Source organism: Bacillus sp. JJ1532, from assembly GCF_036965085.1.
In the GTDB taxonomy this organism is placed as follows: Bacteria; Bacillota; Bacilli; order Bacillales; family Cytobacillaceae; genus Cytobacillus.
On the sequence record NZ_JBALOW010000043.1, the window covers coordinates 13,212 to 37,742 of the forward strand.

Here is a 24,531-nt window from a genome sequence, read left to right on the forward strand (position 1 = left end):
ATATGTCAACTTCAACTTCACTATCATTTTCTCAATTTGTTAAAAATGAGATTAATAAAAAAAGACAACAATTTATTGAGGTCAGTGATTTTATTTGGGCACATCCTGAAATCCGCTTCGAGGAGAAGCAATCCTCTAATGCCATGAAAGAAGCGTTAATGAAGGAAGGGTTCGAAGTTCAATCACCTGTTGCCGGGCTTGATACAGGTTTTGTTGCCACGTACGGTTCAGGACACCCGATTGTTGCCATTTTAGGTGAGTTCGATGCACTAGAAGCGTTAAGCCAGCAAAAAGGGGCTTCAAAGCACGCTCCAATTGTCGAAGGCGGGCATGGTCATGGATGTGGTCATAATTTATTAGGAACAGGATCACTTGCTGCTGTCGTGGCCATTAAAGAATATTTACATCAGCACAAAATGAGTGGAACGGTTCGTTATTATGGATGTCCGGCAGAGGAAAGCGGCGGAGGCAAAGTATTTATGGTACGAGAAGGATTATTTAATGATGTAGACTTCGCTCTTAGCTGGCATCCTGGCAATTATGCTGCCCCTTTAAATATGTCCTTTCTTGCTACTTATACAGTTAAATTTTCCTTTGAAGGTCGAAGTGCTCATGCAGCAGCTGCGCCTCATCTTGGACGAAGCGCATTAGATGCTGTTGAATTAATGAATGTTGGTGTTAACTTTTTGCGCGAGCATATAATCCCGGAAGCACGTATCCATTATGCCATTACCAATGCAGGCGGCGATGCACCAAATGTTGTACAAGCTCATGCTGATGTTGTGTACTCCATTCGTGCACCAAAACGGGCGCAGCTTGATGAGATTTTTGAACGAGTCATTGATGTTGCAAAAGGCGCTGCGTTAATGACTAGTGTAAGCATGAGCTATAAATTGGAAGGAGGCTATTCAGAAGTCATTCCAAACTCAACTATGGCTAATGTCATGTATGAGAAAATACAGGAAATTGGACTGCCGGCGTATACACAGGATGAAATGGATTTTGCACGGGAAATTCAGCAGACTTTAAGTGATAAGGATATTCAACAAAATGTGATGCAGTTTGACTTTGAAACAAAGGAAAAACTTCTTGCGTCACCGATTGCTACGGTGATCCCGCCTCTGTCTAAAACTGAAGAGCTTATGGCTGCTTCGACTGATGTAGGAGATGTTAGTTGGATTGTTCCAACCATGCAATGTAATACAGCGACATGGGCGATTGGAACCGCGCCGCATACTTGGCAGGTTGTATCACAAGGTGCAGTTTCCTATGCACAAAAGGCCATGCTCCAAGCCGGAGAAATTATGGCAGCAACGGCACTTGAGATCATGCAATCCTCCGATATACTTGCTGCGGCCAAGGCTGAGCATAACAAACGGCTTGGGGGTCAAACCTATTCAGCACCAATCCCAGCAGATCTCCAACCACCAAAGCTAAAATAATTCATTGTGCGAGTGGCTTTTACATAAGCCGTTCATATTTTTAAGTAAAAGCGATTGTTTTTGGAACCTTTAAACGGTTCATAAATACACCTTTCGGACTACTTTGGAGATGTTGCTTATGAAAAAAATCTTAATGCTTGCTACCGGTGGAACCATTGCATGTGTGGAAGGAAATGAGGGGCTTACTCCGGAATTATCCGTTGAAGATTTGCTGCATTTCCTTCCTGAAACATTCGATAACATAAAAATCGACGGTAAAATCTTAATGAATATAGACAGTACAAATTTGCAGCCTGAGCATTGGGTGAAAATTGCGGAATCAGTTTATAAAAATTATGATGAATACGATGGATTTGTCATTACACACGGAACTGATACGTTAGCCTATACATCCTCAGCACTGTCATATATGCTTCAGGGTCTGGACAAACCAGTTGTGCTAACCGGATCTCAAGTTCCAATTAGTTTTAAAAAAACCGATGCCAAGAAAAATGTAGCAGACGCCTTACGATTTGCCTGCGAGGATATTGGCGGCGTATTTATCGTTTTTGATGGCAGAGTGATTCTAGGAACTCGTGCGGTTAAAATGCGGACAAAAAGCTATGATGCGTTTGAAAGTATCAATCATCCATATGTTGCTTCTATAAATAAAAGTGATGTGGACTATCACTGGAAACCCGCACCCAGTGAAAATAAGGTTGTATTCAATGCGAATTTATGTACGGACGTCTTTTTAATGAAATTATATCCTGGCGCTAAGCCTGAGATTTTTGATTGCTTAAAAGACTTATATAAAGGAATTATTATTGAAAGTTTCGGAAACGGCGGGCTTCCTTTTGAAGGAAGAAACCTGCTTGCGAAAGTCGAGGAGCTAACGGATAAAGGAATCGCTGTAGTCATTACGACTCAGTGCCTGGAAGAAGGGGAGGACTTGCTCCTGTATGAAGTGGGACGCAAGGCAGCACAGCATCAAGTTATATTTTCCGGAGATATGAACACGGAGGCAATCGTTGCCAAATTAATGTGGGCGCTTGGGCAAGCTGATTCTTTAGCTAAGGTTAAGGAAATCATTGAGACGCCATTGGCAGGAGATTTAACCGTAAAATCAGAAAAAGTGGAACAATAATATGGTTAATTCTCCATTTATATGTTAGTTACCTAATCGTTCGCAAAATGTGAAGACCATTGGAGATAATTCTCTGATGGTTTTTTATTTTTATATAAAAAGTACAAGTGAAGGAGATCTTGTGCAGATAGTAGTAGAATCAATAATAGGTAAAAGACAAGTGCATTTTTTAAAGCTAAAAATCGGTAACGGTAGTTTCCTTAAATAAGCAATGATCCAATAATGAAAAATATGCTGTAATAGTGATAGAATAATAGTTCATCCTGTTCTAAGTAGTCAAAAAAAGTGAGGAATTGATGGTGAAAAAATTTAAAAAGTTTTACTTAGAGATTACAAGTGTATGTAATCTTGCATGCAGCTTTTGTCCGCCAACAGAACGACAGAAGCAATTCATTTCCGTGGACGATTTTTCTAAGAGATTAGACCAAATTAAGCCACACACAGATTACATTTATTTACATGTTAAAGGTGAGCCACTGCTCCATCCTAAAATAGACGAATTGTTAGACTTAAGTCATGAGAAAGGATTTAAAGTCAATATCACAACCAATGGAACATTAATTAATAAAAAGAGGGAAAAATTATTAAATAAACCTGCGTTAAGACAAATGAATTTTTCACTCCATAGCTTTGATGGCCATATTGGTTCTAAAGATAAGGAAGGGTATGTGAGAAGTATCCTTTCTTTTATTAAAGAAGCAACGAGCCAATCAGAAATGATTGTTTCCCTGAGGTTATGGAACCTTACACAAGACAATACAACGAATTTGGAAAGAAAACGAAACAGAGAGTTATTAGAGATAATTGAGAAAGAATTTGATTTAGACTACAAAATTGAAGAGAAGGTCGAACCAGGAAGCGGCGTGAAAATTGCGGAACGTATCTTCATCAATCAAGATTACGAGTTTCAGTGGCCTGCTTTACATGAAGAAGAAGATGATGGGAAGGGCTTCTGCTATGGCCTGCGAAATCAAGCAGGTATTTTAGCAAACGGAACGGTTATTCCTTGTTGTCTAGATGGTGAGGGAGTGATCAACCTTGGAAATATTAATGATCATTCATTTTCTGATATTATCGAGATGGATAGAGCAAAAAACCTTGTAGATGGTTTTTCACGAAGAGTGGCAGTGGAGGAACTATGTAGAAAATGCGGATATCGCAAAAGGTTTGGAAAATAGATTTGCAAATCGCTTGGTTAGTAAGTTAGGTAGGGTCATTTCCACTTATTATCTCATTTAGATATAACGAGGTGAACCGTATCACAAATAATGGTAAAGCAGAGAGTGGAAATTCAAATAAATAAAGAAACTTTATCAAGACTGGCTTTTTAATAAAATGAATCTGGTGGAAGAGTTAGTTTTCCAATTACACGTGGCTTTGCACAGTGTGTTTAGTATTATTTTTGGGATTACTCATTCTTCTTCCAGACTAAGATAAGTTACTTCCATTCATTTGATTGCTATGACAATCAGTTAATTATTTAAAATAATTTTATGGTAAAAACAAACGGGAAAAGGTATTTATTATTCCTGTTTGTTTTTTTTTAACTGATTAATTACCCATGTTAAATAATATACATACATTAGCAGTAAACCAGGATGTATACATGAGAGGAGAAGATTGCTTTGAATGGATCGTTACTTAATTCCTTTAGAAAAGGTGGATATATTTTCTATGCAAGGCATGGGGAAGCGACCATTGGAAGTGATTTACCCTATTTAAACTTTCAAGACTGTTTAACCCAAAGAAATCTTTCTGAAAAGGGACGTAGGCAGGCTATTTATTATGGAGAAATTCTTCGATACTTACAAATACCAATTAAATACCCTGTTTCCGCAAGTCCTTTTTGCAGGACAATAGAAACAGCACAGTTAGCATTTGGAAGTGGCAATGTTCAAGTTAATCCTTTTTGGTTTGAGATATATAGGTTGGGTGGAAATTTACCTAGTAGTGATAGACAAAGAATTTTAAATAATTTTAAGTCTGTTTTGGAAATAGTTCCAGAAGAGGGAAGGAATAAGGTTATTGTTGCTCACAGTTTCCCAGAAGGGGTAGGTTTAGGTCAAATACCTAATATGGGGACAGTTATTATAAAGCCTAAAGGGGAAGGTAATGGTTATGAAGTTGTTGGTCAATTATCTTTAGAAGATTTGAGTAAATTAGATAGTTAGAAGAAGGTTCTTTACCAGAAAAGCATAGGTGAAAGTAACTCTAGATAAGAAGTGTTAAAGAGGCTAACTTAAAATAGAGAAGACCGTCCATGTTGTTTAGACGGTCTCCTTTTGGTTTTCTTAAACTTGAACTTCACTCATTAATGCATGAGTGTTATCTTCTGTATCTTTAAAAAGTGCCTGGTGTACACCAGAATTCTTTCGGACTTTTCGACATTATTCGGGGTGTGCCATTTTCAAGACCACTTTATATAACACTTCCAAATACAATCTGTATTTACCCTTTCTCAGATAATTTCGAATATCTGTTATAATAGTAGTTAAAGTCTATTCATATCTCTATATCAAGAGTAGGAGAAAAGACGCCTATCTTACGGTATTAACCAAATGAATAGATTGAACTTTATATATGCAAATGATTCTTCAAACTCTTATATAGAGATAAATAAGGAGTGATTGCTTTGGAATTAAATGATGTTATATTCGGTCATAGATCCATACGGGAATATGAAGATAGGGAAGTAAGCCAAGAACTTTTAGAGCAAATAATAGATGCTGGCATTCGTGCTTCATCAAGTGGCAATATGCAAACTTATTCGATTATCGTCACAAAAGACAAAGAGCTTAAGCAGAAACTTTACACTGCACATATGGAACAATCGATGGTTGTTGATGCACCTATACTATTAACCTTTTGTGCTGATTTTAATAGAATGAGAAAATGGCTTTCGCTCAATGATGCACCTGTCCATTTTGATAATTTTATGAGCTTTATGATTGGGGCTATTGATGCTAGTTTAGTAGCACAGAACTGTGCTTTAGCAGCAGAGAATGCTGGGCTGGGCATTTGTTATATGGGCTCAACGCTAGCAAATTGTGATCAAATTGGTGAACTGCTAAACTTACCGCCCAATGTCGTACCAGTTGTTGGTTATTCATTAGGATATCCCGCAGAAAACCCTGCCCCGCTTGATCGATTGCCAAGGCATGGAATTGTACACTATGACCAGTATCGTGATTATTCAGATGAGGAAATTCTAGAAATCTACAAAGAAAGAAATGAAAAAGGATGGAAACGCTACATGGACATTCCTAGGCTAAAAGAAATGACGGAACGACTGGGATTAAAGAATCTAGCTCAAGTCTATACCATTGCCAAATATACGCAAGAATCTCATATCGAGTTTTCGCAGACAGTGCTGAATTACTTGGAGAAGCAGAACTTTATGAAAAATGATTGAGGTTTTTTAAGTTGATGCTAATTCAAAGGAGGCATAGTTGTGAAACACCTTTATATAAAACAAAAGGTATTCAGTCTCGGTGGCAAATTTACGGTAAAGGATCAGCAGCAACGGATTAACACAGGGACGTACATAAAAAATGCTGACGGATTTTTTTAGAAATTCAATAAAAAAGCTAGACAAGATATTATTACATGGTGTTATTTCATGTCTAGCTTACCTTACTCAATTATCCCTAAAATCTCATCAATTGAAAAAATATCTTGGATAAGATGATCCTTTGCTTATTCTTTAATTTCTCTCGCAGCCGAAGAAGGTCAAGTCTGGTTGGAGATCTGCAGCTCCCAGAACGGGGCCGGAAGCAAAATCAGCGATACTAAGATTAAACAAAGTATCACTAGAAGAAGGTGGGCCAGTTGTAAAAGAAACCTCAAATTCTCTTGGAGTTGTTTCACCAGTTACAAGTCCCTCACCTTTTATGTCTACTATACATACATCGGCATCCAAAAAACCGCAACTAACGGATTCAGTACTTGCTGGGGTTGCAGAAAACGTAAAACTCCTATCATCGCCTCCATTGCTTTGGTCGAAAAATGTTGCGGTGAAGGTAGTTGATTCTAGTCTATCTGCACAGGCATTAACAGAAAGAGTTATTGATCCAGGCCTAGTAGAACGATCTTCAAAGAAAAACATGTCAAGATTTTCTGTTGCTGCATCAGGGTTTGTACGCACCCCACACGAACATCTTAGTCCCATGATTACACATCCTTTCTTCGTAAATTACTACCAAAATATGTCCAAATGGACAAGCCGGTCTGTATGATACACCTGTGTCTCTTAAAAAAGGTGCTTGTCCGAGTGAACGAGCCTAGGTCGTAAATTTCATCCCATTTACATAGCAGTGGATTCGCAATCGAAATCACACTGCTTTTTAATGATTGTACAGGTGGAAATTATTTTTTATTTTTGTTACTCCTTTTCTTCTTCCCCATAAAGTTCATTTAAATGTGTTATATGTCCTAATCCCCATTCATGCATTGACACCAATAGAGGTATTAGTCCTTTTCCATATTCGGTTATTGAATATTCAACTTTTGGAGGAATTTGTGCATAAATCTTACGGTTTAGAATATCATGATATTCCAATTCCCTTAGTTGAGTAGTAAGCATTTTTTTCGTTACATCTGGAATTAAGCGGTGAAGTTCACTAAAGCGTAGTGTTCCGTTTTGAATTAAATGAAAAAGAATAACAGGCTTCCATTTTCCAACAAGAATATCAAGAGCTGTTTCAATCGTTCCAGCTCCATTTCCTTTACATTCGTCAGCCATTTAGCTTCCTCCCTCTAAGGTATCTTTTTGTATACTATGGCACATTAATGTACCTACTTCCAGAAATTTCCCTTAGGTATTATTCTAACCTTAGAAGTTAAATTGAAACAAGGGGGGATTGTTTCAATGAAGTTGACAGTTCGTATTATACAAGGCTTATTAGCTATCGGATTCTTATTATTTGGTTATATAAAATTAAGGGCAGATCCCATGCAGGTTGATGCATTTAACAATGTGTATGGATATGGCACAGGTTTTATGTATGTAGTAGGGGCAATCGAAGTTGTTTTAGGAATTGGATTAATCGTTGGTTATTGGAAGGAAAATTTAGTTCTTATTTTTAGTGGGTTATTAGCAATGGTTATGACTGGAGCAGTTTTTACCCATTTACAAGCAGGCCAAGGATTTGGAGTTGCCATGATGCCGTTTATTCTTCTTATTTTAGCCGTTATCGTGTTTTGGGGTCAGAGAAAAATAAATTCAATTAAAGAGGAGATTATTGTATGAATATAGCACTATGGGCTGTTCAAGTTTTATTAGGGCTAATGTTTTTAATGGCAGGGTCTACGAAAGCTTTGACTTATGAAAAAGCAAAAGCTAGCATGCCTTGGGTAAAGGATTCTTCAAAAGGATTGGTGATATTTATCGGGGTAGCAGAGCTGCTTGGAGCTATTGGTTTAATTGTACCTTATGCAACTGGAATCGTACCTGTATTGACACCGATTGCAGCTTTAGCACTTGGAGTCGTTATGATTCTTGCGGCCGGATTTCATATTAAAAGGAATGAAAATAAGGCTATTGGGATGAATCTTATTTTATTAGCGTTAGCCATATTTGTGGCAATTGGACGTTGGTAGAAGGAGTAAAAAAGATGATGCCTTCATTATTTATCGGTCATGGCTCCCCATATTTAGCTGTTCAACAAAATGAATATTCCCAGTTTTTATCTGAATTAGGAAAACAATATAAACCAAAAGCCATTGCCATATTTAGTGCTCACTGGGAAAGTGAGATTGTCTCATTAACCTATACAGATGATATTCTTGATACTGTCTATGACTATTACGGTTTTCCCGATGTAATGTATCAAATCAAATATCCGGTCAAGGGTTCTACTAAAGTCGCCCAAATTCTTGAGAAACGGTTTAAGAATGCAGGAATCAAAACCCAAAGGGAAGAAAGACGCGGATTGGACCACGGTTCATGGGTAGCACTTCGCCACATGTATCCAGACGCAGACATCCCAGTAATACAATTATCTGTTCATCCTTTCTTATCTCCTAAAGAACAATATAACATTGGGAAGGCGTTACAAGGGATAGGAGAGGAAGATATTTTGGTTATTGGAAGCGGTACAACGGTCCACAATTTTCAATGGTTTTTCCCTGACGCAACCGAACCGACTAAAGAAGCAGTTGAATTTGATAATTGGGTCATTGAAATGGTCCAAAAAAGGGATCTAAACGCCTTGGATCATTATCTTCAATTAGCTCCCCATGCACGTTTAGCCGTACCGAGACCTGAGCACTTTGTTCCCCTCTTTATTGCAATGGGGAGCGGAGACGAAAGGAAGACTCCAAAAGTTATCAATCAAACTTATGAATTTGGAGCAATGAGTAATTTGTGTATGGAATTTTAAAGAATGCATGATGGTAAAAGTTTTAATTTTCGAATTAAATATTGGAGAAACTAGCACAGTTTTTGACTGTGCTTTTTCTACGTTGTCATTTAAAAACTAAGCTAGATGAGATATTTCATTGATAACGTATCTTGTTTAGCTTACTTTTTTTTGTTTGGATTGATTACCATTAATAATATAGCATCAATAGCTGTGAAGAACAGTGCCTGTCACTGTTGGTTTTGGTGGAGCAGGTTCATCGGGCTTTTAGGATAAATCGAGGTGAACCTTACCATAAATAGAGGCGGTTTTTTGATAGTTAACCGAATATGAAAAGGGGGCGATTCTGTACAAAAGTAAGAATTGCCCCCTGTAATATTGAATAATAGAATGTCCGTAAAAGTACCCAAATTCCTATTCGCTTACATTATTTCTTTAAATAGAACCCTGTTATGATCCAAGCTAACCCATACAATCCTCCGGATAATAATCCACTAACAAGGGCATTTATGCTGTATATAAAAATCAAGGAGACGGCAACCATGGGTACAGTTAGAAGGAACAAAATAGCTGCGGTTTGAGGAAGTTCTTTCCGGCGGTGTAGCACTAGGCCAAGTGGAAGTGCGCCAAGATACATTACTATAATGCTAATACCGGCGACTAAATGGACCAAATCCATGAAAGATTTAAAGTCAAAGAAGCCGTGTAAAATAAAAGCTAATGCCACAATTGCAAAAATCCCCTGTCCGAGTCCTGAAAGAAAGACCCCTGTTCGCCACATAAAACCTGCTTTTGTAACTGTAACTCGATTATTGAGTCCATGCAGACCAAGTAGTAAACCACACATTGCCACAAACAGCATGGTATCATTAAGGTAATAGACATAATGAGTAACATCTTGCGGAATTCCGTCATTTCCGGGTGTCACCTCAAGGTACCCTTGCCAAATGTTACTGATGGCCAAAAGTGAACCGCCTGTTATTGCGCCTAAGGCAGCCAGACCAAGCCGTCCATTACTTGGGCCCCCTAATGTGGAAGAAATCTCCCCATGTTTGCCATTTTCCATCCTCGCATCCCCCTCTAGAGTGTTCTGAGTTGCAGTATTAAGATATTCTTGTTCTCTGGTTTTGAGTACGTAAAAATGAATTTGGTGACAAATCATTTTTAAATGCGAATTTTGGAAAATGAAGTTATTTTACCCTATCCAACGTTACAGTGAATCGTATGGCAAGTTTACAAAAGCCAAATAAAAAGGGATACAGTCTTAAAAATAGTTTCCGAGAGAAAACTTCTCCCGATTGTTAGACACAACTAGCAATTGGGGGGTGTTTTTTAATGGTGCATCCTTGGATAATTTCCCTTTTGTTACTTAGAGCTCATCTCTTCCTCTGTACTTTTATGCTCGGCAGAGGGGAAATTTTACAAGAGTAGTGAAAGTGTCCTTTCGAATCTACCAATTTTGAATATATTGTCATATAACGAATAGCATATTTTATAATAGAGGAAGATGACAATGTAAAAAAAAAAGCTGTAGCAATTATTCATGGAATGGGAAATCAAACAGAGGGTTTTGCTAAGGAAACAATAGCCAAGATTCATAAAAAATTCACTGAAAAAATGAAGCATCTAGTTGAAGATCCTGCTTCCCAGCTAGTCATCCAACCGGTCCTATGGGCAACTGTTTTTAAAGACAGAAAGGAAAATCTGTTTAAAAAATTGGTTCTGGACAATAAATTAAATTATCAAGGACTAAGGAATTTCCTTATCAATTATTTAGGCGATGCCGTTGCCTATCAACCGGTGGAGACTGCAAGGCAAAATTATGAGAAAGTACATGAGAAAATACGGGAAGGTCTTAACTTACTTTCTGAAAAGGCTGGAGATGATGCACCTTTATGTATCATTTCACATAGTCTGGGTTCTGTAATGGCGAGTAATTACTTTTATGATTTACAATTTAAACAAGATGATGTCACTTCGATTATCAACGAATCCTCTCCTTTGGAAACAGGCGATACGTTAACCTTATTTTATACAATGGGTACAACTCTCCCACTATGGAGTTTACGTTATTTTAATTTTAACCGTCCAATTAATATTCCTTCTAAAAACCTCCAAAGCTACTATTCTGGATTACAAGGTGAATGGATCAACTTTTACTACAAAAATGATGTTTTAGGTTTTCCATTAAAGCCTGTAGATGAAAATTATGATATCGCTGTTAACGAAGATAGGGAAGTAAATGTAGGTAATATACTAACAAGTTGGAATCCATTAAGCCATTTAAGCTATGATACCGATAAGCTTGTTATTGAACCAATTGTGGATGGATTGGTCCGTACGTGGAGACAGATTAATCATATTTAATTGTTTAATTTTTTTTAGCCTGAAGAAAGAACGACTAAAAAGAGCGAAATAAAATAAAAAAAACCGCACTTAAAATAGATACGGTGAACCGTATCATAAGTAAATGAGGTTTTTGTATTGACTGAACAAATTCCCTTGAGATGGGGATGTTAGAATTTTTTTTATTCAAGTTCTTTCCGATACGAACGACAAGAGAGGGGCCGGAGGTAGACCTAGCATCGACGACAGCAAGAGGTGCCCAAACCGGCGAGGTGGAAGGTATAACGGGTGAGAATGTTCGACTGGCTTTGTTAAGCCAGTATTTTAACTGATCAATGGAGCATTAGGGAGCGGAGCACCAAGCAGCCATCGTCATTCCGCTGGCGCGAAACTCGACAATACGCTCGGCCCATAGTTGGCGGGGTTGTTCTTTCGTTGACATAGAGGCAACCTCCTCAATTCGATTACCTCTACGTTCTCATGGTGAAGGTGCCGTTGACGGTGGGTTGGATTTGACGCTTACCTATTAATCAGAAAAAAAATTAGGTTCTCAAAGGTTTTCACCAAAAATTTACACACTCTATTTGACAAGCCTAGCTGGAGGGTCATTCTTTTTTCTCAAGTATTTTTATCTTTTTAGCAATGATGTCCACAGCTTTTTTTGGATTTAAACGATATAAAAAGTCCATTATTTTTGCATCATTTCCGGCTAATACTCGGAATTTTTTACTTTCCATGCCTTTAATAATGATTGCAGCTGCTTTATTTGGGCTGAGCAACTTATATGAATGGTTGCCAGCACTTTCTATTTGAATTCCAGCATTTTGGACGATGTTAGTGTCGACTCCACCAGGAAAGACGACTGTTACGCCTACATTGGTATCTCTTAGTTCTAAATGAAGACCTTCTGTTAACATTTTGACAGCTGCTTTTGAAGCTGTGTAAATCGATTGATGTGGCACAGGAAGAAATCCACCCATGCTCGAAACATTTGTAATGTGAGCCTCTGGTCGTTTTAAAAGGTGTGGTAAGAACGATTTACACATAAAGAGCGTACCGTAAAAGTTTACATCCATAACCCTTTGAATTTGTTCATAGTCAAGATCATTCACACTATGGAATTGCTGAATTATTCCCGCATTATTAATAATCCCATCTATGCATCCGTGAACGGCGATGATTTCCTCTGGAAGCCTTTCCACATCATCTCTGTTGGTTAAATTAGCAATGTGTATTGAAATCTTGCCATCATAGACTGTAGCTAATGATTTTATTTCCTCTAGCCCGGATTTGTTGAGGATGGCCGCGACTTTAGCTCCCCTTTCCAAGAGTTGGAAAACAAGCTCTCTCCCAATCCCTCCACCAGCCCCTGTTACGACCATGACTTTATTTAATACTTTCATACCATTCCTCCATACTTTTAATTAATAATGAACCCATCAAATATACATATGTAAGGGTATATGAAATTCTACTTATTTAGATTTCTAGGGTAGTAAAAACCTCAATTTAATACATGTTGGAGAACCGTATCATAAGTGAAACGCCCCCCAAAAGTTAGACCCAAAACTCTTACTCTCGGGGGTGTTTTCTATAGCTACATATGATGATGAATGTAAAATAGGAATTGTTAGAGCTTACCTAAATAATGAAGGTGTTTATAATAGAATTGCGTCTCAACATACTCTCAATCTACTCTCAATAATATGATGAGATTTCAGACTAGATTGTATATACTGAAAATAATTAGTAGTCTATAGGGGGGATCAAATGTCATATGGGGAAACATTTCAATTGGGGTGGGCATGTTTTGTCGGCCGTGTACATGAAATGGATCTGTTGCGGCAACACGTGAAAGGAGATTGGTTGTGGCGCTGGCTTCATATATATGGACAAAGCGGCATTGGAAAATCTACGCTTCTTCGGCGATTCATGACGGAAACAGAAGGATATCATTTCTATTACGTAGACGGAAGTAAAGTGATCCAACAGAAGGAGGATGTTCTGGTACAGTTAGCTGCACAACTTCGTAACGCTGGCGAATCCTACTTTACTGAGGATTCGGAAGGGATTGCCCGCTGTATGAACCGGCGTTCGCGTTCTTTAGGCAACCACGCAGTTATCGTTATTGATGAATTCGACCATTGTCATTCTATCTCCTATTGGTTTTTGAATTGGCTTAACTCGTTGGATGCGTCGTTTCAGATCGTTACGGCTGGCCGTAATTTGCTCACTGGTAGCTGGCTGCGTTCTGAATGGACCGGCCGAATTCATATGACTCAGCTTCAAGCGCTAACCCTTACCGAGGTGGGGTCATACGCAAAGGAGTGTGGACTTACCGATATTGACAGTCACACTGAGCTTTTTCGTTTTTCCAGGGGCGTACCGCTCGCAATGGTTCTTGCCGCAGAAACGATACTAATGGGCAATGACCTCAGGCGGTTGGAACGCGACAAACAATTCCAACTCATATCCGTCCTGATGAGTGAAATGCTACTTGGGCAACCTCCCTTTGTGCATCGGATGCTCGAGGCTGCATCTGTTTATTGGAGATTCAATGAAGAAAGACTTGAAGCGATCATGGACACGGGGCTGGAGGCAGATGCGTTTCGTCAGTTCGTCGGAATGCCATTCGTAATCATGAAGGAAGATGGCTGGATGCTTCATGACGCTGTCAGAGCATGGACGCTGGAAGATTTCATGCTTCGTAAGCCAAATACCTACGAACAAATGCGATCCAAAGCGCTGCAGTATATTCGTATGGAAGAAAGTTTGAATCCGCTTCTGGGTCAGAGGCCGCCTTTGGATAAACTAAATTTACACGAGCACCCGCTCGTTCGTACGCTTTGTTTTTATGGACATATGGACGATATGGAAGTTCGCCAATGTCGAGAATGCGACCTACCGGTTATCCGAGATTTATACATCAAATCACACCAATTTACTTCTACTTCTCGTGTCGACTTGCTGCCGCTAGTAAATCGGATAAGCAAACTATGGGAAGTTGCACCTTCCGCCTTTATTACGATATGGAGAAACGATAACATTGTAGCTTTTTTCGGCAAAATCCCCCTACACGATGAACAAGTCATAAAGGAAATAAAAAGTGACCCCCTGTTACAACCGTTCATCAACGGATGGGAGCCCATCCCGAATGCCTATTTAATAGCGTTAGTAGGAATCGATCCCCAGCTTGAGTGGCGGTATCGATCTTATTTCATCCACACTTTACTCAATCATTACTGCAGCCCCGAGTGGATCTTGGCCTTAACTTCCTGGAGAGAGTGGTTTCCCGTATTTGAGCTTTGCGGATTTGAACGTGCAGCCTGGGCGGATACAACCATTGAACTCGGTACTGATTATCAGGCTTACGTGCTCGATTTAAGAAAAGAGGACTTCATCACAAAGCTGGATAGATCCGTTAACCAGCGTTCTACGGCAGTAGCTTCCACTTTAATGAAAGCGGAGCCATACATTCAGGAGCTCAAAGACATCTTGAAGCATTGGGCTGTTCTTCCCAGCAAACCTTTATTAATCCAGACTTACGGTAGATTGTTTCCGCATCGATTGGCACCAGACATTTCAGGCGAGAAAGCAGGTTATAATGCAAAGAATGATTTAGGTGAAGCGATCCGTTGCTTAACCGAAGGCAACGAGCAAGAAGAAATGTTGGGTAAGTTGTTAACCACTACTTATATAGAAGGAGTTCGACCGCTTGAACGAGCAGCTAAAAGCTTAAATTTATCAACGGCCACTTATTATCGGCATTTGAATAAAGCATTAGAGCTCCTATATCAAGTATTAGTCCGTGAAGGATCGTGATTAAGTAACTAAATGTGCAGCACACCAACATGTTTCTTTCTTGGAAAAAGTGAAACCGCTAATCCATCCAGTATGGAAACATCTGGATTGTTTGGTGAGCTTATTTAAATACCTACTGACTTTTATCTCTCGCCAGAATGACAGGCTATGGCTTAATGAAGTGTCGCTTCTCAATTTGATAACGTATATTTCGTTAGTTCATTAAATACCTTTTGTATAAGCCTTGTCATAAGGCTCAAGAAAATCTTGTTCGATCTACCTCGGCCAATGCCAGGAGGCTAATAAATTGATATGGAGGAGAGATTATGACTGTTGGAATTGTGTTTAGTGGTGGAGGGGCACGAGGTAACTTCCAGGTTGGCGCAGTCCGTTATCTTTACGAGGAAAAAAAAATTAAGCCTGCTATCTTAGCTGGATGTTCAGTTGGTTCAATCAACGCGATTAAGCTGGCTGAGGGGGAAGAATACTCCGCTCGAGAAGGGGAGCCCATTCTAAAAGGGGGCACCCCTCGAAAAGAGTACTTCGCTCCAATAGGGGACCCCAATCGAGGTCTTAATGGGCTGATCAAACTCTGGCGTGATATGCAAAACAACTCTGATATGTGGAGAGAGGCAGACTGGTTGGCGAATATCCAGAACTCGAAGCTCGCCGCTTTTTTGAAAAAGAAACCGAACAACTTCTTCGATCATATTGTATACACCTGGGAAATGCTAGAGGCTATCGGAGATATAGGATATGTTAAAGATGAACTCGGTAAAGTAGTGAAAGGCAGTTCACGTTCGCTCTATAATCTTGGGCCTATTATTGCCAAGCTGAGCGACCGGTCCAAGCTCGATTTGGAAAAGGTGCAAAAGAGTGGTATTAAGTTGCGCCTAGCGACAGTAGCATTAGAGAGTGGGGCTCTGCGCTATGTGACTGAAACAGGAGAAATGTTAGAACGCGACAACACCACGCCAGTTCTGGCACCGTTGGCCGCCCTTTCTCCACAATGCCAAAGCATCGCTCTGAAGATTGAGGAACTGAAGAAAGAGGCCGACAACTTTCAGGCTCTACTGCAAGAGTCAGTGAACGGAAAACCAGCAATTGTCAAAAAAATGCGTGAACTCAACTCAGAAATTCCTAGACTGACCAGCGAACTGAGTAATTGCAAAGTCACCTATCCGCCGCCGACAAAGCCCAGCCCGTTACGTGTCAGTCTAATAACAGGCACGATTGCTTCTGCTTCGATTCCTTTAGCCTTTCCGCCAATTTTGCTCGGCAAAGAGAACTACGTAGACGGTGGTGTGCGGGAAATCGTTCCTATCCAAGTCGCTATTCAGTCAGGAGCCACCGACGTTTACGCGATTTTAGCCTCCAATAGCAAGGTGGACAGAGCTCGTAGTGCTGCGACTGGTAAGCTTCTTTCGTCATTTAATGTGGGGGAGGCTAATATCCTCGATGTGGCGAACCGTGCTGCTAGTGACATTATGACGGACGAGACTGTTCTGAACGAGATAGACCCACCGCGTGGCTGGGGTGTGAATGTGACCATTATTCAGCCTAACTTCGACATCCACGACATCATGACCATTGACCCTGGCCTAATTGATATCCGGATGGCGCATGGTTACATGCGGGCGGATGATACTTTGCAGGCTAAGGAGCGAAAACCGATGGAGTATCGACAGCTTACAGAGGAGTACGCCGATCAACGTCGCACTAGCTTGATTGTTCGGACCCGATTGGCCATTTGGGAGCTGGAATACGCAGCCAATGGTTTCCTCCTGAAATATGATGACAGTGGTTGCCCAGTGCATCCCGCGCCGACTATGAAACCTGATTTGCAGGCATTGCTAGAGGTCCGTGCCCTCAAGAATACGCTTAAGGACATCGTGCAGGAACGGAAGCAGGCGGGTGGATTAGTCCCTTCTGAGGCAGAAAGCTGGTGGAGTGATTGGGAACGACATCCATGGAAGCCTATTCATGGGCTTTGGCTGCTCCAGTCAGGTCCCGCTGCAGAAGGGAATGATATGCTGGCAGGGGAGGTACTTGCGATTGATCGGCCTATACAATCAGCAAACGGAATGTATACTTTCGTCTTTCAGAGTGATGGGAATCTAGTGCTCTATAAAAACAATAAAGTTATAGTTGCCCTCGCTCCGCAGTGCAAGCTCATAGATAACAAGATAAAGGAACTAGAGATGGAGCTAAAAGATCTTCAGGGTGAACTAGGAGGAATCAGAGGTCCTGCTCTAGCGGTCATAATTCGTAATCTGAACACACAGATTAGTCAGGCCAACGCCGAACTACGCGCCTGCAACATTGCGAATCCGCCACAAACTATCAATGGAAAGCCGGAGGCAATCTGGTCTTCAAGAACAGGTGGTCCTGGTGGAGTATGCATCATGCAAGGGGACGGCAATCTGGTAATCTATGATGCAGCCAATAAAGCTATCTGGTCATCTGATACATGGACGTACCCTGGCAGCCGGCTGGTTGTCCAGGACGATGGTATTGTGGTGATAATCCGACCTGACGGCAGACGCGTTTGGGCAACCAAAAGTTAAATTTTGAACTCATAAATTAAAAGGATTTATCGCATTGCTTTTTAAAATCTCTTATATCCAACCTAAAAATATGGGAGTCAAAGCTTGAGTAGTTAATCTGGAATGGGATGACGGGGCTTCGCGCAAGCAGGTTAAGCAATGATTACAATCCAGAAACTATGAAAAGATTGCTTAATGTAGAGGAAGTAATTACATTACTAGATGTTTCTTTAATGTTTGCAGCGAGGCCCCGTGATAAAAATAAGTGGTTGTAATCTGTTGGTTACGGTGAAGAGGGAGGAATTCTAATGTCAACAAGTCATACGGAACTCATACGTATTTATTTTGATGAAGTTCACAACAACGCGAACTTTGATCAGATAGGAGAGATTATTCATCCGAAATTTGTGATACATCATGCAGGTGGAGAGGAGTATATGACGTTAGAGCAGGCAATCGAAATGACGAAAATGTATCTTTCCGCTTTCCCAGATTTGCATTTCCAGTTGGGGCAAGTTATTGAGGAAGCCGATAAAGTAGTAGTCCAGACTACCTTTACCGGGACGCACAAAGGCCAGATGCTGAACATCCCTGCAACAGGGAAGTCAGTGGTTATACAAAACGTTCATATTTTTCGCTTGGAGAACGGGAAGATTGCCGAAGTATGGCTGCATAGGGATGATCTGGGCTTAATGAAGCAGCTCGGCGTCATTTCAGTTTAATAATTGGCAAATAGCGGCTTAATCATTGGAAGATCTACGACCTGCCTAACCTGAAAGTCTTCCCTATTGGTTGGGGATCAGGTTAAGCACCCGGTCAGATAAATAGTCGGAAAAAATCCTCTTAATTAGTAATTAAAATCAAAAATAGCTTAAATAGACGGAGAGATTCAGCCTATTGACTCGAAAAACGTGAAAATGGGGGGGGTTGCTTTGTATAGTTGGAAAACCTTCCCTTATTTACGCCGAAACGAGCTCCGTTCTGTATTTAACCGGAGAATCTCGCTTATATTACTTTCGTTGGTTACTTAATTAAGGATAAGAGTTCTTATTGAAAAAGATGTGAGATGGGTCTTGGGTGCTTTGATCTTAGCATTCTTTTTGTTGGAACCTCAATTAGATGCGTTACGGGGAACCGTATCATAAGTAAATGAGGTTTTTTGGGAGAACCTTAATTATCCAATAAAATAATTACATCATCTTAAAGACAGGCGTTGATTATAACTGCCTGTCTTTAAGAGGGTTATTTCAATGTTAGCAAATACTTTATCAAAGCATCTTGTTCTTGTTGAGAAAAACCTGTTGAAGCATCTACCCAATATTCATGCCCTTCCCCTGTTACATTTGATTTCCTTAGGCTTTCTGCAGATTGATTGGCTTTTATGACTTGAGTTCTCAAGTTTTTGTCAACTAATGCGCGCAAACTGTTATACGGATCAGGTAAAATACTATTATTTAATGTACCTTCTATTCCTAATTGACTTTTAGTGTTTGCTCCAACTGCGACACCACCGTCATGGAGATATGGCGCAGACCAATAAAGGCCAATAAGACTAGGGACCTTGTAGCCCCCCATTGTATTTCCAATTCCAAATGCAAGATTAATTTGCCCAGGGTCTAATCCTTGAGTCGGAACTTTTATCAATAGTGCGCTTTTTGGTACAGGCACAGGTGTATCAGGTGAATATATAACGGGGTCTGTCAAAAACTCGCCAACTTTTCTTAGACCAATCGCTCGCGTTGGTTCCGTACCGATTTTTTCCACCGCTATAATTTGATTATTGGTATAAAAACTTCCTGCATGACACGATATACAGGACCCGCGTGCAAATACCTGTTTGCCTAATTGCTTTTCCTCATCTGTTATCTTAATCGGTGTTTTCGGAGGAACCAGGGTATTTTGAAACGCTGACATTCCGTTGTTTTGTTCCCCGACATTCGTTCCTGGCGAGCTGACGATCAGCCCATTCGGTGATATAAGTGAAGACCTCGGATAGGTTGGTAATTTAATCGCTTTGTTTACGCCAGGAGCATCTGGGTTAGGATCGACTTGTGCAAAAAATTCTGAAGGCTTTTTCCCTTTAGCCGGATCAAACCGATATTTAGGATTCGCCGCATTCTGCAAAATAGTTCCTAAATATACCTCTTTGTCGATTCCAAAAAGAGCTCGACTGGCTTCGGCAATTGTCGTCAAATCAGAACCTTGGGCATGAACAGCATTATTTAACGTACTTAACCCTTTAAACGGTCCAGCCATTGCAAAGCCACTCCAGCTGTAAGGATGATCCCCTAAAGTGAACGAATCCGGAATCTGAGTGGGATTACTAACAAAATCACTGGTAATATCAAAGTTTCCCTTTGGCCATTTGATTACACTTTCGTCAACAGCCGCCTCCAACGCTTTGGAATCCGGTAAGGGTTCCTTTTTCCCTTCACTCGTTACAACCGTTTTCTCTAAGTTTTTTATATAATCCTTTAAAGATGCAATTTCAGTACGTGCAAAATAAGCTGTTGTGTTAGTACCTAAAGCAAGAAGAAGCCCGAAATTAGCATCCGTATTAACAGCCCCTTCGATTACTTTGTGATTAATAGGATCAACAGTGGCATGGCATGCTGCACAGCTAAGTCCTACTTTTAACTTTTTCTCTGATCTTACAATCGGCAAACCAAGAACTTTGTTAGAACCTTTTACCACATCAAATCCGGTATCCACTTTTGTTCCTTTTTTGTATGTTTTCCCCCCGATTGTTACTGTTTCTGCTAATTCGACCTGTAAATTCGTTGTTCCCTTACCGTTTAACTCTTTTATTGCTTTCTGAAAATTTTCAATTGTGAGCGGTCCGTTAAAAGCACCAAGAATATCAGATAAAAAAACTTCATTTCCAAATGTTTCTTCGTAAAATGACTTTCTACCTAAATCTAATAGAGCTTGATCAATTTTTACAGCACCATTCTTAGGAGATAATAGTTCTCTTCCCTTTGCTGTTTGCATTAAATCATGGGCCTCTTTACGTGAGAAGGTTTTTCCCCAGAGGTCAAAAGCAGGTTGATCTTGGTCCTTCTGCCATGTTACCTTATCAGGTTTTACAATTTGATCTTTAGAAGGAATAAAAGCATATACCGGTTTATTTAAAGCTAAAATGAACGCTAGAATGGCACCTAAACATAACATCCATTTTTTTGTTTTCACCCCAACTGCCTCCTCTATGGAAATTAATTGCTAAAAGCCATCTTTAATTTCCACCTATTCAAGAAAAATATACCTTATCGAATCACTGTTTCTTTTCAACCTTAGTATTGAATCAAAAGTTCAAAAACAGTAAGACTTAGGCAATCACCTATAATCTTTTTAAGAATATGCTAAATAACACATAACCAAAGGAGGCTTAATTATGTATCAGCATTTTGGGTATGTAAAAAAGTGCGAAACAGTACCTGTTACATTTCCCCCACAATTCCAGCCCCAGCAGCCAGGTATTGAATCTTTGATGATTCCAAGACCTATCTCCGAAAATCCTTATTATACTGGAAGTAACAAACTATTGAATAAAGCTGCCATCATAACTGGAGGAGACAGCGGTATCGGCCGGGCTGTCGCCATTGCTTTTGCAAAAGAGGGTGCGGATGTTGTTATTGTTTATTTAAATGAGCATGGGGATGCATTCGAAACAAAAGACAGAGTTAACCAATTGGGAAGACAATGCTTGACAATCGCAGGAGATATTGGGGATGAGGAGTTTTGTCATTATGTCGTTCAGAAGACAATTGAAGCATTTGGCCATCTTGAAATCCTGGTCAATAATGCAGGGGAAGCACATTCACAAGCAAGCATCAGCGACATATCAGTAATGCAGCTTAAACGTACTTTTCAAACAAACATTTTTTCATATTTTTATCTTACACAAGCAGCTATTCCCTATCTTAAAAAAGGAAGCTCCGTTATCAATACAACCTCAATCGCTGCATACACCGGACTTGGATACGCTATCGATTATGCTGCTTCCAAGGGAGCAATCGTTTCATTCACCCGCTCGTTAGCATTATCCGCCATTAATCAAGGAATCCGGGTCAATGGCGTTGCTCCAGGACCTGTATGGACCCCCCTTATCCCTTCAAGTGGTCCACCAGAAACTTATGCAACATTTGGAAGTGACACTCCAATGAAACGTGCTGCACAACCTTTTGAACTGGCACCTGCTTATGTTTATTTGGCGTCAGACGACTCCTCATATGTAACAGGACAAATTCTTCATGTAAACGGTGGAATTATTATAAATGGATAAAAAGTGAAACCTCCATCTAATGATTTTAGCCCCTTGTTTTAATTACTGAAAGATGTTAAATATAAAAGGATTCTCATTTTTTACAATTTTCTAATTTTAGTTCGTCTGGGGTTAGCATTTTTACGCAAATTGTTAATGATAGCTTTGGATTAGATGATTTATACGCAGCTTATATAATAAGTAAAGAAGAAAATAAGTTCAAATTTGGACGAGGAGCAGAAAAGCCATCTAGAGGTCAAATAAGACACATAAAACTCACAAACCAAGATATTGAACAAAGAGAACATGCTAGGGAGTATAACTTTTATCAGCACGATTGTGAAATGGTCCCTGTGAGTCTGAAGTTCACTCAACATGCCTTAAATGAGTTAGAGGATTATTTTGAATTTGATAATTTGGAATTCAGTGATGACGGGTGGATTTATTTGACTGAAACATTGCCAGAAGATGAATGGGTTTATCGTATGATTTTAAGTCTAGGGGATCAGGTTGAAGTACTTAATCCACAACATATCAGGGGAATTATAAAAGAAAGAGCAAAGGAAATTTGCGATAAATATTAGCATATACGACATAATGGTGTCAGATTAAATGTGATAATGTATGTACAAAAGAATTAAATTTGAAATGAGGGATAATGATGTCAGTAGTGAACCTGTTAGCTTCTCAACTCAGTCGAGATGATGAAGTACCAAATATTGAGCTGGCACATGAATTAGCTAATGAAGAAAATCATGCAGGCATAGAAGAAATAATTGAAAACTTATCTAGCAAAGATAAAAAGATTCAATACGATTGTATTAAAGTAGCGTACGAAATTGGACAAGTTAAACCAGAACTCATTAGTAAATATGCTCTAACTTTTATAGAGTTGTTAAAAAGCCGTAATAATCGTTTGGTGTGGGGTGGAATGACGGCATTAGCAACGATTGCTGAGGTAGCATCAGAAACTATTATGGCTCATCTTGACACATTAAATAGTGCGATGGAAATCGGTTCGGTTATTACAATTGATAAGGGTGTCCTAACTCTTGCGAAGCTAGCAGCCGTCAGTAAGGAAAACAATGATGTGATTTTTCCTTTCTTACTCCATCACCTTGAGAATTGCAGACCAAAGGAAATTCCTCAACACTCGGAAAGCACGCTTTTAGCCGTAACAGATGAAAATAAAGAGGAATTATTGAATGTGTTACGAAAAAGAGAAAAATACCTAACAGCTCCTCAACTAAAAAGAGTCAAAAAAATTTATAAAACATTAGAAGCTTAATTGAAGTACAATTTGAGGTGATAGAATGAAAGAATATAAAAAGTGCCAAAGCTGTGCTATGCCATTAAAAAAAATTGAAGATCGTGGTACGGAGAAGAATTTAGATAAAAGTTCTATGTACTGTATGCATTGTTATCAAGAAGGGGAATTCACGCAAAAGGACATTTCTGTAGATGAAATGAAACAATTTGTAAAAGATAAATGCATCGAAATGGGTTTTCCGAAGTTATTGGCAGGAATGTTTGTAAAAAATCTTCATAAATTGGAGAGGTGGAAATAGACATTACAATCTAAGTTGAAAGAGGATTATGTAATGCTTACCTCATTTTTTTATATTACGGTGAATCGTATCATAAGTAAATGAGGTTCTTAAGGGGATAGATTGACCGCTTGCATATCTTCTTAGTGCTTCTTTCTGGGAAAGAAGCACTAAGATTTATTATTTTTGATTGTCCATTTGGCTATACAATAAACCAATTATGATTCTATCTAAATTTTATCTTCCGCAGTTTTTACCATTCTCTTGGCTCATAGTTTAATTCTCTAAATAATTGAGTTCGCTCTTTTTTGGATAAGTCTCTCCATTGTCCAGGAGGAAGATTGCCTAAATGAATATTCATGATTCGGATTCTTTGCAACCTGTAAACATCGTATCCCAATTCAGCACACATGCGGCGAATTTGACGATTAAGGCCCTGTGTTAAAATGATTTGAAAATCAAATTTAGATAATTGGGTTACTTTACAAGGAAGTGTTTTTGTCCCTAATATTTTGACTCCCTCTGACATCTTCTTCAAGAACTCAGGAGTAATGGGCTTGTCCACAGAAACAATATATTCCTTCTCATGCTTACCTTCTGAACGCAGAATTTCGTTAACAATGTCGCCATCGTTCGTAAGAAGTATTAAGCCCTCTGAATCTTTATCCAGGCGCCCAATATTAAATATTCTTAATGGATGGTTGACCAAATCAACAATATTTCCCTTTACACCTTTTTCGGTTGTACTCGTAATGCCGACAGGTTTATTTAAGGCAATATAGACATTGTTCCTTGCTACTCGGATTAGATTACCATTTACAAGAACGTCATCCCCGGGATTAACTTGGCTGCCTATTGTTGCACGTTTACCATTTATCATAACTCTTCCATCGGTAATTAATTTATCTGCTCCCCGCCTAGATGCTACTCCAGAATCGCTTATAAATTTATTAATACGCATGTTGACACATCCTTAATCAGAGGCTTATCTTATTAGACAATTAACTATACTTTATTTTAAGAATAAATTACACCCTTATTCAGATAAACAAATAAAAGTTTGTTTCAAAAAGGCTACTACTTAATGCGGACATTGATTTCAG

At 39.4% G+C, this 24,531-nt stretch carries 22 protein-coding genes and 2 pseudogenes; 18 read left to right on the forward strand and 6 right to left on the reverse strand.

The features are described from left to right. The first annotated feature begins 2 nt into the window (after positions 1 to 2). From V7122_RS14500 to V7122_RS14520, 5 genes are all read left to right on the forward strand, one after another. Entirely contained in the window at positions 3 to 1,442 is a 1,440-nt protein-coding gene (locus V7122_RS14500) for a M20 family metallopeptidase (RefSeq protein ID WP_335345738.1), read from the forward strand. A gap of 118 nt (positions 1,443 to 1,560) precedes the next feature. After that, entirely contained in the window at positions 1,561 to 2,568 is a 1,008-nt protein-coding gene (locus tag V7122_RS14505; protein WP_335345737.1) for an asparaginase, read from the forward strand. Positions 2,569 to 2,867: 299 nt separating this feature from the next. Next, entirely contained in the window at positions 2,868 to 3,746 is an 879-nt protein-coding gene (locus V7122_RS14510) for a radical SAM/SPASM domain-containing protein (protein ID WP_335345741.1), read from the forward strand. Positions 3,747 to 4,193: 447 nt separating this feature from the next. Continuing rightward, positions 4,194 to 4,739: a histidine phosphatase family protein gene (locus V7122_RS14515; RefSeq protein WP_335527346.1), complete on the forward strand. Its 546-nt coding sequence runs from the start codon at positions 4,194 to 4,196 to the stop codon at positions 4,737 to 4,739. Between the two features lie 452 nt (positions 4,740 to 5,191). Next, on the forward strand, positions 5,192 to 5,980 hold the full coding sequence (locus V7122_RS14520; protein ID WP_335527349.1) for a nitroreductase family protein: 789 nt from the start codon (positions 5,192 to 5,194) through the stop codon (positions 5,978 to 5,980). 291 nt (positions 5,981 to 6,271) lie between these two features. Here V7122_RS14520 and V7122_RS14525 read toward each other — a convergent pair whose 3' ends face one another. Both V7122_RS14525 and V7122_RS14530 read right to left on the reverse strand, forming a co-directional pair. Continuing rightward, positions 6,272 to 6,736: a hypothetical protein gene (locus tag V7122_RS14525; RefSeq protein ID WP_335345813.1), complete on the reverse strand. Its 465-nt coding sequence runs from the start codon at positions 6,734 to 6,736 to the stop codon at positions 6,272 to 6,274. A gap of 213 nt (positions 6,737 to 6,949) precedes the next feature. Beyond that, positions 6,950 to 7,309 (reverse strand): winged helix-turn-helix transcriptional regulator, encoded by a 360-nt coding sequence (locus tag V7122_RS14530; RefSeq protein ID WP_335527350.1) that lies wholly within the window; start codon positions 7,307 to 7,309, stop codon positions 6,950 to 6,952. Positions 7,310 to 7,435: 126 nt separating this feature from the next. On the opposite strand from V7122_RS14530, the gene V7122_RS14535 reads away from it, so the two are divergent. The 4 genes and pseudogenes from V7122_RS14535 to V7122_RS14550 form a co-directional block, all read left to right on the forward strand. Then, positions 7,436 to 7,816 (forward strand): DoxX family protein, encoded by a 381-nt coding sequence (locus V7122_RS14535; protein WP_335345811.1) that lies wholly within the window; start codon positions 7,436 to 7,438, stop codon positions 7,814 to 7,816. After that, positions 7,813 to 8,166: a DoxX family protein gene (locus V7122_RS14540; protein ID WP_335345810.1), complete on the forward strand. Its 354-nt coding sequence runs from the start codon at positions 7,813 to 7,815 to the stop codon at positions 8,164 to 8,166. The genes V7122_RS14535 and V7122_RS14540 overlap by 4 nt, the downstream gene beginning before the upstream one ends. A gap of 14 nt (positions 8,167 to 8,180) precedes the next feature. Next, positions 8,181 to 8,948, forward strand: a complete 768-nt coding sequence (locus tag V7122_RS14545; RefSeq protein WP_335354118.1) for a DODA-type extradiol aromatic ring-opening family dioxygenase — start codon at positions 8,181 to 8,183, stop codon at positions 8,946 to 8,948. Between the two features lie 206 nt (positions 8,949 to 9,154). Continuing rightward, positions 9,155 to 9,229 (forward strand): annotated as a pseudogene (locus tag V7122_RS14550) (23S rRNA (pseudouridine(1915)-N(3))-methyltransferase RlmH); the annotation flags it as partial. A 125-nt stretch (positions 9,230 to 9,354) separates the two neighbouring features. Here V7122_RS14550 and V7122_RS14555 read toward each other — a convergent pair. Then, complete coding sequence (locus tag V7122_RS14555) at positions 9,355 to 9,993, reverse strand: hypothetical protein (RefSeq protein ID WP_335483515.1); 639 nt, start codon at positions 9,991 to 9,993, stop codon at positions 9,355 to 9,357. Positions 9,994 to 10,475: 482 nt separating this feature from the next. Between V7122_RS14555 and V7122_RS14560 the strand changes: the two genes are divergently transcribed. Then, entirely contained in the window at positions 10,476 to 11,294 is an 819-nt protein-coding gene (locus tag V7122_RS14560) for a chemotaxis protein (RefSeq protein ID WP_335527353.1), read from the forward strand. 584 nt (positions 11,295 to 11,878) lie between these two features. Here the strand turns inward: V7122_RS14560 and V7122_RS14565 are convergent. After that, positions 11,879 to 12,676 (reverse strand): SDR family NAD(P)-dependent oxidoreductase, encoded by a 798-nt coding sequence (locus tag V7122_RS14565; protein WP_335354120.1) that lies wholly within the window; start codon positions 12,674 to 12,676, stop codon positions 11,879 to 11,881. Positions 12,677 to 13,103: 427 nt separating this feature from the next. Between V7122_RS14565 and V7122_RS25790 the strand changes: the two are divergent. The 4 genes and pseudogenes from V7122_RS25790 to V7122_RS14580 all read left to right on the forward strand — a co-directional run. After that, positions 13,104 to 13,472, forward strand: a pseudogene (locus V7122_RS25790) (ATP-binding protein); the annotation flags it as partial. Positions 13,473 to 13,763: 291 nt separating this feature from the next. Next, positions 13,764 to 15,095 carry a hypothetical protein gene (locus V7122_RS14570; RefSeq protein WP_335344734.1) on the forward strand — a complete coding sequence of 444 codons (1,332 nt, stop codon included), beginning with the start codon at positions 13,764 to 13,766 and terminating at the stop codon, positions 15,093 to 15,095. Positions 15,096 to 15,400: 305 nt separating this feature from the next. Beyond that, entirely contained in the window at positions 15,401 to 17,641 is a 2,241-nt protein-coding gene (locus V7122_RS14575; RefSeq protein ID WP_335527354.1) for a patatin-like phospholipase family protein, read from the forward strand. Positions 17,642 to 17,928: 287 nt separating this feature from the next. After that, positions 17,929 to 18,342 (forward strand): ester cyclase, encoded by a 414-nt coding sequence (locus tag V7122_RS14580; protein WP_310196776.1) that lies wholly within the window; start codon positions 17,929 to 17,931, stop codon positions 18,340 to 18,342. Between the two features lie 520 nt (positions 18,343 to 18,862). Here the strand turns inward: V7122_RS14580 and V7122_RS14585 are convergent. Continuing rightward, the gene (locus V7122_RS14585; RefSeq protein WP_438824790.1) at positions 18,863 to 20,791 is read right to left on the reverse strand and encodes an electron transport protein; all 1,929 of its coding nucleotides are present in this window, start codon (positions 20,789 to 20,791) and stop codon (positions 18,863 to 18,865) included. A gap of 220 nt (positions 20,792 to 21,011) precedes the next feature. Between V7122_RS14585 and V7122_RS14590 the strand changes: the two genes are divergently transcribed. The 4 genes from V7122_RS14590 (at position 21,012) to V7122_RS14605 (ending at position 23,449) form a co-directional block, all read left to right on the forward strand. Beyond that, the gene (locus V7122_RS14590; RefSeq protein WP_335344738.1) at positions 21,012 to 21,902 is read left to right on the forward strand and encodes an SDR family oxidoreductase; all 891 of its coding nucleotides are present in this window, start codon (positions 21,012 to 21,014) and stop codon (positions 21,900 to 21,902) included. 248 nt (positions 21,903 to 22,150) lie between these two features. Then, complete coding sequence (locus V7122_RS14595; protein ID WP_335527395.1) at positions 22,151 to 22,465, forward strand: helix-turn-helix transcriptional regulator; 315 nt, start codon at positions 22,151 to 22,153, stop codon at positions 22,463 to 22,465. A 77-nt stretch (positions 22,466 to 22,542) separates the two neighbouring features. Beyond that, positions 22,543 to 23,169: a hypothetical protein gene (locus tag V7122_RS14600; RefSeq protein WP_335344739.1), complete on the forward strand. Its 627-nt coding sequence runs from the start codon at positions 22,543 to 22,545 to the stop codon at positions 23,167 to 23,169. A 25-nt stretch (positions 23,170 to 23,194) separates the two neighbouring features. Further along, positions 23,195 to 23,449 (forward strand): zinc ribbon domain-containing protein, encoded by a 255-nt coding sequence (locus V7122_RS14605; RefSeq protein WP_335344740.1) that lies wholly within the window; start codon positions 23,195 to 23,197, stop codon positions 23,447 to 23,449. A 232-nt stretch (positions 23,450 to 23,681) separates the two neighbouring features. Here V7122_RS14605 and rluF read toward each other — a convergent pair whose 3' ends face one another. After that, on the reverse strand, positions 23,682 to 24,389 hold the full coding sequence (rluF, locus tag V7122_RS14610) for a 23S rRNA pseudouridine(2604) synthase RluF (protein ID WP_335344741.1): 708 nt from the start codon (positions 24,387 to 24,389) through the stop codon (positions 23,682 to 23,684). Positions 24,390 to 24,531 lie beyond the last annotated feature (142 nt).

Coding starts and splice junctions, on each gene's coding strand:
- V7122_RS14500 (WP_335345738.1), top strand. CDS start 3: ATGTCAACTTCAACTTCACTATCATTTTCTCAATTTGTTAAAAATGAG.
- V7122_RS14505 (WP_335345737.1), top strand. CDS start 1,561: ATGAAAAAAATCTTAATGCTTGCTACCGGTGGAACCATTGCATGTGTG.
- V7122_RS14525 (WP_335345813.1), bottom strand. CDS start 6,736: ATGGGACTAAGATGTTCGTGTGGGGTGCGTACAAACCCTGATGCAGCA.
- V7122_RS14530 (WP_335527350.1), bottom strand. CDS start 7,309: ATGGCTGACGAATGTAAAGGAAATGGAGCTGGAACGATTGAAACAGCT.
- V7122_RS14535 (WP_335345811.1), top strand. CDS start 7,436: ATGAAGTTGACAGTTCGTATTATACAAGGCTTATTAGCTATCGGATTC.
- V7122_RS14540 (WP_335345810.1), top strand. CDS start 7,813: ATGAATATAGCACTATGGGCTGTTCAAGTTTTATTAGGGCTAATGTTT.
- V7122_RS14545 (WP_335354118.1), top strand. CDS start 8,181: ATGATGCCTTCATTATTTATCGGTCATGGCTCCCCATATTTAGCTGTT.
- V7122_RS14555 (WP_335483515.1), bottom strand. CDS start 9,993: ATGGAAAATGGCAAACATGGGGAGATTTCTTCCACATTAGGGGGCCCA.
- V7122_RS14560 (WP_335527353.1), top strand. CDS start 10,476: ATGGGAAATCAAACAGAGGGTTTTGCTAAGGAAACAATAGCCAAGATT.
- V7122_RS14565 (WP_335354120.1), bottom strand. CDS start 12,676: ATGAAAGTATTAAATAAAGTCATGGTCGTAACAGGGGCTGGTGGAGGG.
- V7122_RS14570 (WP_335344734.1), top strand. CDS start 13,764: ATGCTACTTGGGCAACCTCCCTTTGTGCATCGGATGCTCGAGGCTGCA.
- V7122_RS14575 (WP_335527354.1), top strand. CDS start 15,401: ATGACTGTTGGAATTGTGTTTAGTGGTGGAGGGGCACGAGGTAACTTC.
- V7122_RS14580 (WP_310196776.1), top strand. CDS start 17,929: ATGTCAACAAGTCATACGGAACTCATACGTATTTATTTTGATGAAGTT.
- V7122_RS14585 (WP_438824790.1), bottom strand. CDS start 20,791: ATGTTATGTTTAGGTGCCATTCTAGCGTTCATTTTAGCTTTAAATAAA.
- V7122_RS14590 (WP_335344738.1), top strand. CDS start 21,012: ATGTATCAGCATTTTGGGTATGTAAAAAAGTGCGAAACAGTACCTGTT.
- V7122_RS14600 (WP_335344739.1), top strand. CDS start 22,543: ATGTCAGTAGTGAACCTGTTAGCTTCTCAACTCAGTCGAGATGATGAA.
- V7122_RS14605 (WP_335344740.1), top strand. CDS start 23,195: ATGAAAGAATATAAAAAGTGCCAAAGCTGTGCTATGCCATTAAAAAAA.
- rluF (WP_335344741.1), bottom strand. CDS start 24,389: ATGCGTATTAATAAATTTATAAGCGATTCTGGAGTAGCATCTAGGCGG.